Annotated in this window: 16 protein-coding genes; 12 read left to right on the top strand and 4 right to left on the bottom strand. The window is 63.4% G+C overall.

Going from position 1 to position 14,436, the window contains the following annotated elements:
* Positions 1 to 206: 206 nt before the first annotated feature.
* Positions 207 to 2,486 (top strand): FdhF/YdeP family oxidoreductase, encoded by a 2,280-nt coding sequence (locus Q0030_RS06565; RefSeq protein ID WP_298364285.1) that lies wholly within the window; start codon positions 207 to 209, stop codon positions 2,484 to 2,486.
* 179 nt (positions 2,487 to 2,665) lie between these two features.
* Here Q0030_RS06565 and Q0030_RS06570 read toward each other — a convergent pair whose 3' ends face one another.
* Together Q0030_RS06570 and Q0030_RS06575 are read right to left on the bottom strand one after the other, a co-directional pair.
* On the bottom strand, positions 2,666 to 4,252 hold the full coding sequence (locus Q0030_RS06570; protein ID WP_298364289.1) for a hypothetical protein: 1,587 nt from the start codon (positions 4,250 to 4,252) through the stop codon (positions 2,666 to 2,668).
* Between the two features lie 269 nt (positions 4,253 to 4,521).
* Complete coding sequence (locus tag Q0030_RS06575) at positions 4,522 to 5,781, bottom strand: MFS transporter (protein ID WP_298364291.1); 1,260 nt, start codon at positions 5,779 to 5,781, stop codon at positions 4,522 to 4,524.
* Positions 5,782 to 6,076: 295 nt separating this feature from the next.
* Here Q0030_RS06575 and Q0030_RS06580 point away from each other — a divergent pair, with 295 nt between their 5' ends.
* The 11 genes from Q0030_RS06580 (at position 6,077) to Q0030_RS06630 (ending at position 12,756) form a co-directional block, all read left to right on the top strand.
* Positions 6,077 to 6,244, top strand: a complete 168-nt coding sequence (locus Q0030_RS06580) for a hypothetical protein (protein WP_298364293.1) — start codon at positions 6,077 to 6,079, stop codon at positions 6,242 to 6,244.
* A 622-nt stretch (positions 6,245 to 6,866) separates the two neighbouring features.
* Positions 6,867 to 7,154 carry an AlpA family phage regulatory protein gene (locus tag Q0030_RS06585; RefSeq protein ID WP_298364296.1) on the top strand — a complete coding sequence of 96 codons (288 nt, stop codon included), beginning with the start codon at positions 6,867 to 6,869 and terminating at the stop codon, positions 7,152 to 7,154.
* Between the two features lie 252 nt (positions 7,155 to 7,406).
* A complete protein-coding gene (locus Q0030_RS06590) occupies positions 7,407 to 8,804 on the top strand; it encodes an AAA family ATPase (protein ID WP_298364299.1) in 1,398 nt (465 codons plus the stop codon).
* A gap of 153 nt (positions 8,805 to 8,957) precedes the next feature.
* Entirely contained in the window at positions 8,958 to 9,584 is a 627-nt protein-coding gene (locus Q0030_RS06595) for a hypothetical protein (RefSeq protein ID WP_298364302.1), read from the top strand.
* Positions 9,578 to 9,847 (top strand): hypothetical protein, encoded by a 270-nt coding sequence (locus Q0030_RS06600; RefSeq protein WP_298364309.1) that lies wholly within the window; start codon positions 9,578 to 9,580, stop codon positions 9,845 to 9,847. The genes Q0030_RS06595 and Q0030_RS06600 overlap by 7 nt, the downstream gene beginning before the upstream one ends.
* A gap of 221 nt (positions 9,848 to 10,068) precedes the next feature.
* Positions 10,069 to 11,004, top strand: a complete 936-nt coding sequence (locus Q0030_RS06605) for a hypothetical protein (protein WP_298364311.1) — start codon at positions 10,069 to 10,071, stop codon at positions 11,002 to 11,004.
* Positions 11,005 to 11,086: 82 nt separating this feature from the next.
* Complete coding sequence (locus Q0030_RS06610; RefSeq protein WP_298364314.1) at positions 11,087 to 11,524, top strand: hypothetical protein; 438 nt, start codon at positions 11,087 to 11,089, stop codon at positions 11,522 to 11,524.
* On the top strand, positions 11,521 to 11,733 hold the full coding sequence (locus Q0030_RS06615) for a hypothetical protein (RefSeq protein WP_298364317.1): 213 nt from the start codon (positions 11,521 to 11,523) through the stop codon (positions 11,731 to 11,733). The genes Q0030_RS06610 and Q0030_RS06615 overlap by 4 nt, the downstream gene beginning before the upstream one ends.
* On the top strand, positions 11,733 to 11,972 hold the full coding sequence (locus Q0030_RS06620) for a hypothetical protein (protein WP_298364320.1): 240 nt from the start codon (positions 11,733 to 11,735) through the stop codon (positions 11,970 to 11,972). The genes Q0030_RS06615 and Q0030_RS06620 overlap by 1 nt, the downstream gene beginning before the upstream one ends.
* A gap of 122 nt (positions 11,973 to 12,094) precedes the next feature.
* Positions 12,095 to 12,472, top strand: coding sequence for a P27 family phage terminase small subunit (locus Q0030_RS06625; RefSeq protein ID WP_298364325.1), 378 nt, complete (start codon positions 12,095 to 12,097; stop codon positions 12,470 to 12,472).
* On the top strand, positions 12,466 to 12,756 hold the full coding sequence (locus tag Q0030_RS06630) for a hypothetical protein (protein ID WP_298364327.1): 291 nt from the start codon (positions 12,466 to 12,468) through the stop codon (positions 12,754 to 12,756). Before Q0030_RS06625 ends, Q0030_RS06630 begins: the two co-directional genes overlap by 7 nt.
* Here the strand turns inward: Q0030_RS06630 and Q0030_RS06635 are convergent.
* Together Q0030_RS06635 and Q0030_RS06640 are read right to left on the bottom strand one after the other, a co-directional pair.
* The gene (locus Q0030_RS06635; protein WP_298364329.1) at positions 12,753 to 13,244 is read right to left on the bottom strand and encodes a hypothetical protein; all 492 of its coding nucleotides are present in this window, start codon (positions 13,242 to 13,244) and stop codon (positions 12,753 to 12,755) included. The two genes, Q0030_RS06630 and Q0030_RS06635, sit on opposite strands and share 4 nt — an antisense overlap.
* An 18-nt stretch (positions 13,245 to 13,262) precedes the next feature.
* Positions 13,263 to 14,306, bottom strand: a complete 1,044-nt coding sequence (locus tag Q0030_RS06640) for a PIN domain-containing protein (RefSeq protein ID WP_298364330.1) — start codon at positions 14,304 to 14,306, stop codon at positions 13,263 to 13,265.
* Between the last annotated feature and the right edge of the window lie 130 nt (positions 14,307 to 14,436).

Consider the following 14,436-nt stretch of genomic DNA (forward strand, 5'->3'; position numbering starts at 1 on the left):
GGCTTATAGGGACTTTCAGCCGGCTGACGGAATGTTGACCGCGGGCGTCAGCGGACTAATCTACCCTCCATCGCGAGACGGGCGCTCCGGATCGAGAACGTCGATCGGAACACGCTCTCTCGCGGATCGCCGCGCGCGCGGCCAACAAAACAATCACTTTCGGGACAAACGCACGAGGTCAGAACTCAAGAGCTGCAGGAGGACATATGGTCCAAAAGCGCGACGTTCCCGGTATTCGTCCTTACAATGCTCCGGCTGGCGGCTGGGGTGCCCTCAAGGCCACCGCGACAGCGGTTCGCGACCAGATGGATCTGGTCGAGGCGCCGATCACGCTGCTCCGCACCAACAAGCCCGACGGATTCGATTGTCCGGGCTGCGCCTGGCCGGACAAGGAACACACCTCCACTTTCCAGTTCTGCGAGAACGGCGCCAAGGCCGTGACCTGGGAGGCGACCAGCAAGCGCGTCACGCCCCAATTTTTTGCCGACCACACCGTCACCGAGCTGCTGACCTGGAGCGACTTCCATCTCGAGAACGAGGGCCGGCTGACCGAGCCGCTCGCCTATGACTCCGCGAGCGACACCTACCAGCCGATCAGCTGGGACAGCGCCTTCGCGCGGATCGGCGAGAGCCTGCGCAGCCTGCCCGATCCTGACATGGCCGAGTTCTACACCTCCGGCCGCGCCTCGAACGAGGCCGCGTTCCTGTTCCAGATCTTCGCGCGCGAATACGGCAGCAACAATTTCCCCGATTGCTCCAACATGTGCCACGAGGCGACCAGCGTCGGGCTGCCGCAATCAATCGGCATCGGCAAGGGCACGGTGTCGCTGGACGATTTCGACCATTGCGAGCTGATCATCGCGATGGGCCACAACCCCGGCACCAACCATCCACGCATGATGGGCACGCTGTGGGAGGTCTCGCGCCGCGGCGTGCCGATCATCGTGTTCAACCCGCTGCGCGAGCGCGCGCTGGAGCGCTTCGCCGATCCGCAGGATCCGATCGAGATGGCGACCCTCGGCTCGACGCGGATCGCCTCGACCTATTACCAGCCCAAGGTCGGCGCTGACGCCGCGGTGCTGAAAGGCGTCATGAAGGCGCTGATCGAGAAGGATGACGCGACACACGACGTGCTCGACCACGCCTTCATCGCCGAGCACACCAACGGTTTTGCCGCGTTCGCCGCCGACCTGCGCGCGACGGCGTGGGAGGCGATCGAGACCGTTTCCGGCTTCAGCCGCGCCCAGCTCGGCGAGGTCGCCGCCGCCTACGCGAAGTCCAACGCGACCATCGTCACCTATGGCATGGGCATCACCCAGCACAGCCGCGGCACCGACAATGTCCAGCAGATCGCAAACCTGCTGCTGCTGAAGGGCAATTACGGCAAGCCGGGCGCCGGCATCTGCCCGCTGCGCGGCCACTCCAACGTGCAAGGCAATCGCACCGTCGGCATCACCGAGAAGCCCAACATCCCGATGTTCGAAGGCATCGAGCGCACCTTCGGCTTCAAGCCGCCGCGCCAACACGGCCATGACGCGGTCGCTGCGATGGAAGCGATCGACGACGGAAGGTCCAAGGTCCTGGTCTGTCTCGGCGGCAATTTTGCCATCGCCCTACCCGACCCCGAGCGATGCACCGCCGCCATGCGCAAGCTCGAGCTCGCTGTGCATCTCGGCACCAAGCTCAACCGCTCGCATCTCCTGGTCGGCAAGCAGTCGATCATCCTGCCGGTGCTGGGACGCACCGAGCGCGACATCCAGGCCTCGGGGCCGCAGGTCGTCACCGTCGAGGATTCGATGTCGATGGTGCACGCCTCGCGTGGCAAGCTGACCCCGGCCTCCGAAAACCTGCTTTCGGAATCGGCGATCATTGCCGGCATGGCGATGGCGACCTTGCCTTCAAGCAAGGTGCCGTGGACCGATCTGATCGCCGACTACGACCGCATCCGCGACGCCATCGAGGGCGTATTCCCCGACTTTCGGGATTACAACGCGCGGATCCGGATTCCAGGCGGCTTCCGCCTGCCGCTGCCGCCGACCGAGCGCAAGTGGACGACGCCATCGGGCAAGGCCGAGTTCCTGATCTTCGATGGCCTTGAAGAAGATCCGGTGCTGTCGGACGAGACCATCCTCAAGCTCGCCACCATCCGCAGCCACGATCAATACAACACCACGATCTATGGGCTGAACGACCGCTATCGCGGCGTGTTCGGGCGGCGCGACGTGCTGTTCGCCAACGAGGCGGACCTCACCGCGCGCGGGCTCGCCCATGGCGATCTCGTCGAGATCGAGACCGCGCTGCCCTCGGGCGCGCCGCGCCGCCTCACCCTGACCGCGATCGTCTACGACATCGCCCGCGGCTCGGTCGCCGCCTACTATCCGGAAGCAAACGGCCTCGTGCCGCTCGACTATCAGGACAAGGAGAGCGGCACGCCGTCGTACAAGTCGGTGCCGGTGCACATTCGCCGCGTCGCGCCGGCGGCGTAGCGGCCGCGTCGCAGGACGTAGCCCCGCATGAGCGACGCGGCATGCGGGACCGCCCTTCCGATATCGCTTCGCTCATCGGGCCACGCCTACAGCAACGCGGCAAGATGGCAACGGTCGCGGATCGAGGCGTTCAACCTCGATCCGCGACCTTGTTGGATTGCTGCGGCTTCAGCCTGTAGCTAGTCCTCGGATTCGACGAAGGGCGGCCTGAAATAGCCGGGCTGGACGCCAAGCTGGAATCGGCCGATCGATCGGTAGTCACCGAGATTGCTGCTCGGCTGCGGCGTGTTGTAGCCGGCGAACACGATCGTCACGGTCCGCTCGTCGGTCAACACCGCCTGCGGATCGTAGACCCGGCCGCTGAAGAAGTTCGTGGTGTAGCCCTGCGCCGGCGGCACGAATGGCGCGACCTGCGCTGCCGTCAGCGCGTCGGCGCCCAGAACATTCACGAGCGGCGCGTTCAACGGATACGAGCGCGGGCCCGCAGGATCGACCACCTTATCCGTGGACAGGATCGGATTGTCGAAACCGTTGACCACGTGCCACTTCAGCAGATCGGCGGCGCTGCGAACCGGATTGTCGGTTTCGGCATAGCCGACGAAGTGGAAGCCGTCGGAATCGTTGTCCAGGCAATTTCCGGCGCCGAAGAACATGCCGAAGCGCCCGTCATGGATCCGCAGGATGCTGCCGCTGCCGAGCCAGCGAATCCCGTTGAGCGCAACCGTGGTCTGGTCGTTGAGGCCGGTCGCCGCACCGACGTCGGTAAAGTTCACGCCGTCCGAGGTCGTTGCGACACGAATCGTGATGACGTCGTGGTTGGTCTTCCTCGGCTTCTTGTTGACGAGGTTGGTCAGCGCAAAGGCCGGCGTCGCCGGGCACACCTGGCTTGCCGGGAAGTTCTTGTCGCCGGGGGTGAGGTTCTTGGAAACGTAGACGACGGCCGTCTTCTCGCCGATGTGCACGGAGCCCAAAATGGCATCGGCATCGGTCAGGCCGGTGGTCGCACTCGCCGTCGCCTCGAGCTTCGGATAACCGCCGGACGCCAGCGGGCTGACATATCCGAATTCCGGAAGGCCGAACAGCGAGAAATCCTCCTCACCGCGGTGAAGCGGATGGACCACGAGCTGATCGCTGTCGATGTGACCGTCGGCACGGTTGAGATGATAGATCCGTTGCTTGCCCTTCACGGACAACACGAAGGCGTGTCCAAGCCCGTTGTCGGCGGCGTTCGCGTTCGACGAGCCATACGCCGTCTTCACGCCATTGACGCTGACGTTGAGATTGTCCGGGTCGGTCGCATCCCACGGGCAGTAGGGGTTGAGCGCCAGGGCCTTGCCCCTGAACTGCCAGGTCGCACCCCAGTCCGTCGAGATCGCAGCGACCGTCGCCTCCTGCTCGTTTCGCGGGCGGTAGTCAAACAGGCCTTCGAGAACGGCCCCGCGACGGCGCACGAACGGAAAGTAGTACGGCTGCATCACGCTCTTGCCGTGATTGATCGTGGCTTGTCCGCTTGCCGAGCAATAGTCGGCATAGGGCGTCCCGTAGAGGGCCGGATTGTAGGGCGGCGTGAGACTGCCGGGCGGCACGATGCCGGACGCATCATGATGGAAATGTTGTCCGGACTGATGCAGCGTCCACGGCCCGTGTTCGATCACGGATTCTGTCAAGCTGTTGGGAACGTATGAGAATGTGGGGCCGGCATGGGCGGTCGATGCAGCCGCAAGCAGGACACCGGCAGCGGCAGTGCCAAAGAGCAAGCGCGTCATGGAGCTGAGCCTTTTTTCATGGGGGCAATTCGATCGATCAGGCAATGCGGAGGGCACCCCGGAAATATGCGGAGCGTTGCAAGCCGGACCGATCCCTAACACCGGCCTCCGACAGACATGTGACGCCTGGATGTCTTTCACAGCCAATGCGCGTCGGCTTCGCTGTTCGTAGCGCGGATGGAGGGAAGCGAAATCCGGAGCGTACCGTCCGCGGATAGGGTTTCCCGGATTGCGGTTCGCTCCATCCGGGCTACGCTGACCTCATCCCCTCACCGCGCGTTCGCCGGCGCATGCACCGGCCAGAGATCGGCGCGCCAGTGCAGCGCGATCGCCAGCATCGCGATGAAGCCGGCCGCCGCAAGCAGCGTGCCGGTCGCGGTGTAGCCGATCAGGTCGATCAGGCTGCCGGCCGCGAGCAGGCCGAGCGGCAGGCCGTAGATCACCATCATGCGCACGCCCATCACGCGGCCGCGCAGATGCGCGCTGGCGTTGCGCATCAGCATCACGGCGGCCGAGATCATCGACATGCTCTGCGCGATGCCGGCCAGCACCAGGCAGGCCATCGCCACCGGCATGGTCCTGAGCTCGACGAACACCAGCAGCATCGCATACCAGGCGAGCGTCGCGCCGATCAAAAGCCGCGCGATGCGCACCCCGCCGGCCATGCTGAGCGTGATCGAGCCGATCAGCGAACCCACCGCAAAACTTGCGGAGAGATAGCCGAGCCCGGTCTGGTCGGTGTGGAAGATGTCGCGCGCCACGTAAGGCAGCAATCCGTTGGTCAGCGGAAACGCGGTGAGATTGGCGAGGAACGCGACGCAGAGCGCCGCGCGCATGCCCGGGCCGCTCCAGGCATAGACAATGCCCTCCTTGAGGTCGTGCAGCAGCTTCGAGCCCGGCAGGTCGCCGGGCTCGAGATCGACCGTGCTGTGCGACTTCGGACGGCCCATGCAGAGCATCAGGATGGCGGCGACGAAGTAGAAGCTGGCGATCCCGACATAGACATAGCCGATGCCGAGCGCCGCGAACAATCCCGCCCCGGTCAGCGCGCCGGCGATGCGCGCGCTATCCTGCGTCGTGCGCGCCAGGCTGATGGCGCCGACCAGCTGCTCCGGCGGCATGATGTCGGCGAGCAGCGCGCCGCGCACACCGAGGTCCGACGGACGGATCACGCCCATCAGCGCGACGATGATCATGACATTCAGCGGAGCAAGATGTCCGGTCAGCGCCAGCGTCATGATTGTCCCGGCGAGCGCCGTGTAGGCAAAGCGCATCACGGCGAGCAGGTCGCGATGTCCCACGCGATCGCCGATCATGCCGACCACTGGGGCGACCAGGGTGCCGACATATTGCAGCGAGGCGAGCACGGTCAGCAGCAGCACCGAGCCGGTCTCGACCATGATGTACCAGCCGAGCACCAGCGTCTCGACCTCGAACGCCCAGGAGGTGAGCAGGTCGGACGGCCATTGAAAGCGATAGCTGCGGATGCGGAATGGCGCGAGTGCGGAGGTCCGCGTGGTCCCGCTCAAGACGCGATGACGCGTGTCACGGCGTGTCCTGCCCTTTTCTTGGCTCTTCTGGGTCTTGAATCCGGATTTGGATCCCGGCCGCTGATTCTGTTGGGAAAACGCCCTATTCCGCGAGCGTAGCGCCGAGCCTGCCGGTGTCAATTGAAGCCACCGCATGCGGCCATGCGCGACGGCATCGCGGCAGCGTGCTGCGGTGCTCGCCTGGTTCGCCCAGCGCGCGGCCCCCGGTCGGCCGCCCCTCCGCCCCGCGCGATAACTGTGCTAGCATGCTCGCACCGGAACCGCGGAGGACGCCATGACAGCCTTCGAAGTTTTCGCGATCTATGTGACGCCCTTTGTGATCATCGGGATCGCCATCAAGCTATTGATGAAGCGCTACGCCGTCGACCTGCCCGATGTGCAGAAGCAGGCGGGCGCCGCACCGAAGCGGCGGTTCTTACTCGGCGCCTGGCGGTCGGAATAGGTCACGTTGCAGGCCATCCGGGACGCGCCGCCTCCACGGAGAAATTCTCAATCACTGATTTGCCCGACGGCGCAAGCCCTTGCAACAAAGATATTTCGCTTTATCAGAATTGCAACTCAGTGTATGGTTCGCCCGTCTCACCTGATCGAGGGGCGCTTCGCGGTCGTCACGAACGTGGGTCGAGATGCGGTGGACGCCGAGTGTGCAACTGACGAGTGCGCATGAGGCGGACGGTCAAGTCGTGTGGACTTGCTGTCCAGCGCTTTTTTCAGCCTGCTGAAAATGAAAGAAACCCCTGTGACACAGGGGTTTTTCGAATTTGTCCGGAGCGGCATGGGTCCGCCTGAAAAGTGCCGGGACCTGTATAGGCCCTGAAAATCACCGTGCCGCTCGCTGCCGGGCCGAGACGCTCGCCTGACTGATCAAGTTTTGTTTCTGACGCCGCACTATAAATTTTTTGTTTATCGAGAGCGGCACGACAATCATTGGCGTTTTCATTTTAGCTACGACAGCCAGTCGTATTTTGCGCGCTCCTACCTCATAAAAAATTACGCCTGCGTTCGTTTTGTGCCGTTGTGCGGCGGGGCCATAGTCTCTCGCGTTGACGCAGGGAGACGCCACAATGAGCGCACGAGAGGACGGCGGTTCGATCGAACTTCTCCAGATGATCACACAGGACGAAGTGCTCCAGCGCATCCCGATCTCGCGGAAGTCGCTGGATCGGATGGAAAATCGCGGGCGCTTCCCGAGGGGCCGGTACGTGACCCCGAACCGCAAGGCGTACATTCTGGCCGAGGTCGTGAAGTGGCAGGCCGCCGTTGACGAATACGACCCGCACCGTGGCCGTGGCCGTCACAAGCCCAAGCCCAAGGCTGACGCGCCGGCAGCGGCTGCGGCAGAGGAATGCTGACGCCTGAAGAGCTGGAGCGCCGTCACGGAAGGGGGCCGAGGCGACGCTCCTGCAGATGACCGACCCGGACCGGCAAGGTTTCTAGGTCGGAGAGCCCGAGCGAAGGGCTGACCCCTGACACGGAGGTCGAGGTCGCCGTCCTTCTAGCACGCTCGGCGATCCGGTCCAAGGCGGCACGGAGGGACACCGAGCGATGACCGACATCACCACGTCAAACTCCCTCACCGATCTCGCCACGCGCGAGGCCGCGCCATGACCGACCCGTTCGATGGCCGGGACGAGAGCGAGGTCGAGATACCGGCCGGCAAGGACGCTGCGCCGGACTTCACCGTCAACTTGAAATATCTGGACGAAGACAATGAACTGATCGTCCCCGGCGACACGGAAAACCTCCATGTCTGCCGTGATGGCGACAGGTTGATGATCAGGCGCGAGCCGCACCCGCCGCGCGGCGGCCCTAGCCCGGCTGCTTCACCGAAAGGTCTCGGCGAGTGGAACGCCGGTCTCGACACCGGCAAGCCACCGCCGCGCGGCTGGCTGCTCGGCAACAGCTTCTGCCGCAAGTTCATCAGCTCGTTGATCGCCGATGGTGGCGTCGGCAAGACCGCGCTGCGCATCGCGCAGGCGCTGGCGCTTGCGACCGGGCGCGCGCTCACTGGCGAGCATGTCTTCCAGCGCTCTCGCGTGCTGCTCGTCTCTCTTGAGGACGATGCCGAAGAGCTGAAGCGCCGGGTTCTCGCCGCGCGCTTGCATTTCAACATCGAGGCTTCCGAGCTGGACGGTTGGCTATTCCTCGCCTGTCCGGGCGCGGCAGGCGGCAAGTTGAAGTCCATGAACGCCAAGGGCCAGATTGTCGATGGCCAGCTCAAGGCCAATCTTGAAGCGGCGGTCAAGGCGCACAGCATCGATCTCGTCAGCCTCGACCCCTTCGTGAAGAGCCACGGCGTCGCTGAGAACGATAACAATGCCCTCGACGAGGTCGCGCAGCTCTTGAGCGATCTCGCCGCCGAGCGCGACATCGCGATCGATGTTCCGCACCATGTTTCCAAGGGCGCGCCGGAGCCGGGCAACGCGCAGCGCGGGCGCGGCGCATCCGCGCTCGTTGATGCGGGGCGGCTTTGCTACACGTTGACGCCGATGTCGGAGGAGGAGGCGAAGAGCTTCGGCATTCCCGACGAAGAGCGGCGGCAGTACGTGCGGCTCGACAAGGCCAAGGTCAATCTCGTCCGGGCCGGTGGTCCGGCGCGATGGTTCAGGCTGTTCGGCGTGAGCCTCCACAACGCGACCGATCTCTATCCGCAGGGCGACGAGGTACAGGCGATCGAGCCGTGGAAGCCGAAGAGCCCATGGGCCGACCTCGATGAGAAATCCCTCAACAGCATCCTGAACAGGATCAGCGCCGGCCTTGGCGACGGCAACTTCTACACGGCAAGGCCGAACGCCGGCCGCCGGGCCGTGGTGCCGCTGGTCCGCAGGTTGACCGTGAGCAAGACCGAAGAACAGGCCCGCCAGATCGTCCGGGCGTGGCTCAAAAACGGCGTGCTGGTCGAGTTCGAGTACCACAATCCGGAGACCCGGAAGCCCGCAATGGGGCTCCGTGTCGAGTTCAGCAAGAGACCGGGAGAAACCGCGCCACTGGAAAAAATCTAGTGGCGCACAGTGACGCAACCGGGTCTGCGCCACCACTACCGGTGCGTTAGTAGAAAGTAGTGGCGCACTCGCGCGCGCCACTGACTTTCTTTAAGTGACGCACCGATGGCGCAGTGGATGCGCACACAAGTTGTTGTGCAAAGGAGGAAAGAGATGAAACCGTTTCATTCGTCGGAGGAAATGTTGGATGCACACGAACTAATGTTTGGCGAGGCCGGGCGGCGTTGCGCGGAGATCATCCTGAAATGGGCGACGACGTTGTTCGCGGTCCCGCTCGACGTGCTCAACATCCGGGTCGTGCTCGCGCCGGTCGAGCTTGGCCCTTACAATCGGCATACGGGTTATCACTATGGCAGTGAGGGGTCTGGCACCTTTATCCTCGGTAACCGGCATATCGTGAAGCTCAGTAGCGGCACGCTCGTTTTGACCGAGCAATCTGATGAGTTTCTGATCGGGTTTGAAGACTTCATCGTGCATGAGCTTACCCACGCCCGTCAGGCGTGTTTGGAGCGCCAGCATGGGTGGAAGAGAACGCGCGGCGCGCATCGTGATCAGGGTTGGTACGCCGCCGTTGCCGAGGCCTGCCCGCGCTATCTCGGTGTCGAGCTTCCTCGGTCATCGTGGCCGAAGGGGCCGCGCACGCCTGAAAGCACACTAACTGAAGTGCAGATGTGCCACTGGCCAATGTCGCTACGGCTGCTTGCCACGAGCGACGATCCGCGCCTGCCGAAGGTCGGTAACACACCTACTGTTGTGCATGATCGGCTTGAGGTTTGCTGATGCTCCGCCGCTCACCATCGCGTTCGTCTGCCGCCGAGAAAGAGCGGCAGCGGCAGCGCGAGGGCAAACGTGAAGCGCAGCGGCGCTGGCGCAAGAACGTCGAGGATGGCAAGCGGTGCGCCTCGACGCCCATCAGCGCGCTGATCCTGTGCTGGCTCGATCGCCGTTATCCGGGCCGATGTAATCTCGACGACCTCGGCGATGTAGGCCGGTTGATCGGCGACATCCTCGAAGCGAGCGCGCGTGCCGATACCGATCAGTGATCCGAAAATTTTCGCGTCCCGATGTAGATCGATCTACGTCGTCCGCCTCCGGACTGTGCCATTGTCGCCGGCAGGAGGTGCGGCCCATGAACCTCGATCGATCCCCTATCACTCCGTTGAGGCCCGACCGTGGCGAGGCCATCCGAGCCGAGGGTCGGGCATGGTCTCGTGCCATCGCCGCGCAGGCGCTGTCGTCGCCGCAGCGGAGTGCCGAGAAAATATTGCGCGCCAATTGGCCACACGACAGCCGCGCCGCCACGAAATTGAAATCGGCGGTGTCGCCGACCTCGACCACCAACAGCGGCCTGCCGCCTCACGATCTGGTCGAAGCGTTTCGCAGCTTGGCACCAGCATCAGCGGCGTGGAAATTGTTTGCCCACGACGCCGCGCTCAAGCTCGACCTGACCGGCGTCCATAGCATCAACATCCCGCACGTCGCGAACTTCCCGCCGCAGCCGGTTTTCGTCGGTGAAGGCAGCGCCGGTCCTGTCGCGCAATGGTCGCTGATGAAGTCGGCGGTTGGTCCGGCGCGAAAAATATTGGTGATCTCGTGCGTCAGTGAGGAGTTGGAAGCCGCCTCGCCGCAATCGGTCAGCGGCGTGATTGCTCGCGTGCTCGCGGACAGCTCCAACAAGAGCATCGACGCGACTGCGTTCGATGCCAATCCCGACGACGGCATCAGGCCAGCGGGATTGTTGTTCGGCGTGACGCCGACGCCTGCCGCTGCAGCCGGCGCGTTCGTGGCCGAAACGATTGCCGCTGACGTGTCCAATCTGGTCGGCGCGATTGCCGCCAACGGCATCGATCCGAGCGACACCGTGTTCATCGCTGGCGCGCGGGAAGCGTCGCTGATGCAGACCCTCGCAGGCGTCGATGCGATCATGTCCCTGGCTGTACCGCCTAAAACCGTGATCGCCTGCGCGCCTGCAGGCATCGCCAGCGGTTTTGAAGGCGGACCCGAGATCGACACCAGCAAGGAAGCCGTGGTGCATCGCGAGGGTGCGAGCCCCGGTGAGATCGTGAGCACGCCGGGCGTCTCGGCCTCGCCGAGCACATCGCTGTTTCAGAGCGGCCTGATCGCCGTCCGGGTTCGGGCGAATGCAGCATGGGCCGCCGCACCGGGTGCGGTGCAGGTCGTTTCAGGCGTCAATTGGTAGGTGAGCCATGAGCAGCTACAGCGACGAACAGGCGCGGCGCTGCATCGACGAAGCGCGCAGGACCATCTCCCGCGTCGATGCGATGACGCCGCATCAGGTCGAGAGCGAGAGCGGAGCGGAAGATGATGGAATCATCCGCAGGGAGATCGATCTGTCCGAGCCGCGCGTCGTTTCTAGAATGCAAGGCGTCCACGATCGCCATATCCGCCAGATCACCGAACGCGACGAACAATGGGCGCGTCAAGCCGAGCTGGCGCGAGCGAGGCAGGAGCGCGACAAGCAAGAGCGCGCCGAGGCCGCCGCCAGCGCCGATGCCGTGCAGCGCATCGCCGCGCTGGAGGCTCGCCTCGCCGGCCTCGAACACGACGCCGAGACGTGGCGGGACGTCGTCCGCGCGTTGGCTGATGGCACCGAACGCATCGACGAGCGTTTGCGCGAGCTGCGATCCGAGATCGGAGCCGATCGCAAGGCGGTGCTCGATCTGCCGGCGGTGTTGCCATCGTCGAGACTAGTGCAATGATCAGCGCCAATCAGATCGCCAACACGGTGCGCGACATCCGCATCGAGGCGCGACTGGTCGCGCTGCGCTGGCTCGCGCGAGACACCGCGCTGGCCTATGACCGGTTGGTCCGGCATGGCGTGCCGCCAGCCCTCGCGCACGACTATTTCGCCGTCGAGATGCTGCGGCAAAGGTTGGACGAGGAGCGCGATCGGGAGATCGATCTCTGATGTTATACAGCGTGCGCAACGTGGTGTGGGTCGGCGATAGGCTGAAGATGGCCGGCAACGCCGAGCCAAAGGGTCTTGTGATCGAGCTTGTCCCAGAGCCCGCATCGCCGGGCCAGCGCAGGCTCTACAGCGTGCGAACGCCTGATGGCTTGATGTCACCGCCGATGCTTCGGCCACGCGCCCGTTGGCGCGCGGAGCAAGTGCTGCTCGACATCGCCAACGCACCGGAAGTGTTTTGATGAGGGCCGGGGGGACTGTTATTCGGATAAGCCGAAGGGAGGAATCGAGCGGCTGCACGCTTTTGTTAGCGTCCAAATATTCGGTTTTGGGTAAAGCGCGCGATCAGCAGTAAGATCAGCTCATGACAGCCCAAAAACCCATCCCGATCGCCGCTTGTCGGCCCGGAACCACCCCGGAACCGCCGGAGACCTTGGGCGTCACCGGCTCGAAGTTGTGGCGCGACGTGCTGGAGGAATGGACGCTCGACGATGCCGCCGGCTTGGCCGTGCTGGAGCAGGCCGCGCAGGCCTACGACCGCGCCGAGAGCCTGCGTCGGCAGATTCAGATCACCGGAGAGGTGGTCGAGACCGGCAATGGCGGGATGAAGGCCAACCCGCTGATCATGTGCGAGATCGCCGCCCGGAGCCTCGTGGCGCGCCTACTGGGTCGGCTCGGCGTGCTCGACCGTGAGGACAAGCGCGGTCCAGGCCGGCCGCCCGGAAAGGGCAATCCATGGTAACGGCCACGCCCCGGACTCGAATTTCGCCGGCTGCACTCGCGCTGTTCGCCGAGCTTGAGCACACACAGCATGATCGACCCTTCGACGACAAAGCGCGGGAGCTGATGCGCCTGCTCGGCCTGACTGCGGAATGGTGGAGTGGCTGCTCAGTGCTCGACCGGAGCGACGGTCCCGTACACAGCTCGCCGAACTACTGCGAGTATCACGATTGGCATCGCTGCCGGGCGGCGCGCAACGAGCTGCTGGCCGCGCTGGAGGCGCGGGGCAAGCCTCGAACCGCCTAAGACTGTCTAAAACCGCGCCCCACCCAAAGTAAACTATACCCCAAGATGAACAGCAGGATGCACGGCAGGAACGCCCAAGCCGCTATCACGCCAGCAGCATATCCCCAGCGTCTCCACCGCTGATCCCAAAATTGTTGTGCGATGTAGTTCTTGTCCGCTTCGTTGTACTGATCATGCATGTAAAGGCGGCTGCCGTCAGGCATGTCGACCACGGCCATTGAGCCGTCCTTGTCCCATTCGCTTCGGTCTCTCCATTCAACCTCACGAAATTGCAAGCTTAGCTTCTCGGCGGACGGTGAGCGCATCGTTTCATAAAAGGGCTTCTTAAGGTCGAACGGGTCCACGAAGCCTTTTGTTGCTCCAATCGGTTGGAATGCGCCACGTACTGTGTCCGGCGTAGCTATCGTATAGGCGACGAAACCCGCACCCATGATCCAGAGAAGCGAGATCAAGACCCAAGCGCGAAACAGCCCCCTGCTGATGTTCATTTTGAAATCCTCTCGGCTCTAAGTATCAAGCATATCCCACTCGTCGCCGAGCACCCACCTAAGCGCTGACAGCTTCCCGTTGATCATGCCCCACTCGAAATCATCCCAAGGCCCCAATTCGCCGGGGCCGTACTGCTCCTCCTTCCTTCTAGCCGAGTGCTCGGCCATCTCCCAAATGGACCGATTTGTCGTCAATCCAAAGGGGTCCTTGCCTCGTTCCTCGTGGTCCTCGATCAGCACCGCTTCGCCGCTCTGAAGTTTTTCGTTCCAGACCTGATGCCGGTTGTACCAGACCTGATCAATTAATTTTTCGATCGCTTCCGTTATCTCGACGAATCGGCGCGGAGGAAAGTCGATCGTGTGCTCGACCATGATGTCCCGAAATTCGACGGGACGGTATGTGTTGAGAGCATTCCCCAGCTTGGTAAAATATCGCGATCTGCTCTTGGGAAAGAACTTGGCGATGTCCGGATGCGGCTCCTGTTCGTTGACGCCGACGTTGCTGAAGTCCTTGATGTTGTGGCTCACGAACGCATAGTGGCCGGCGGCCCGCCGCTGAATCTCTCCGTAGGCCTCGATCAGCGTTGCATCACCCATGCCGTTGCGCGGCCGGTGAAATGGAGCCTTGTTCTGCAACGCGCGTTCCGCCGCTGCGAGCTTCATGGAAGGCGTGATTTCGACTATCTCGGCTGCACCAAAGACCAGCCGTTCGATCCGCTCTACCGCCTTCGTCGCGGCATCCCGGTAGTTTACAGATTTGTGGTCGATCTCGGTGAGCTGCCGGATGGCGACTTGCTTCTCACCATCGTTGCCGTAGCGGGCGAGCATTTCCTTAGCCCGTCGCAATGTGCCTGCGATGCTTCGCCCGCTTTCCTCAACCACACGCTCTTTGTTTCGAGCTAGCTCGTCCACGACTATTTTTGGAACGACGAGACTCACGAAATTCATGCGCACCAAGTCCTCCAGTGCGCTCAAGAGCGGCTCTTGGCTGTAGTCCTTTACAAGCTCCAGCCAGACGCAGGTGTCCACCACGAGAAAAACAGGCTTGCGCTGTCGTGCCATGTACCCCCCAGCCTTCGGGCGACTCGCCCCCCGTCGTTGACAAAGTGAATTACCTCAAGTTGAGGTGGCATAGCCAAGCGCTTTTGGGCCGGCGCTGGCTCCAAGGCTGGAATTGCGGGGAAAACCACGT

Source organism: uncultured Bradyrhizobium sp., from assembly GCF_947648125.1.
In the GTDB taxonomy this organism is placed as follows: Bacteria; Pseudomonadota; Alphaproteobacteria; order Rhizobiales; family Xanthobacteraceae; genus Bradyrhizobium.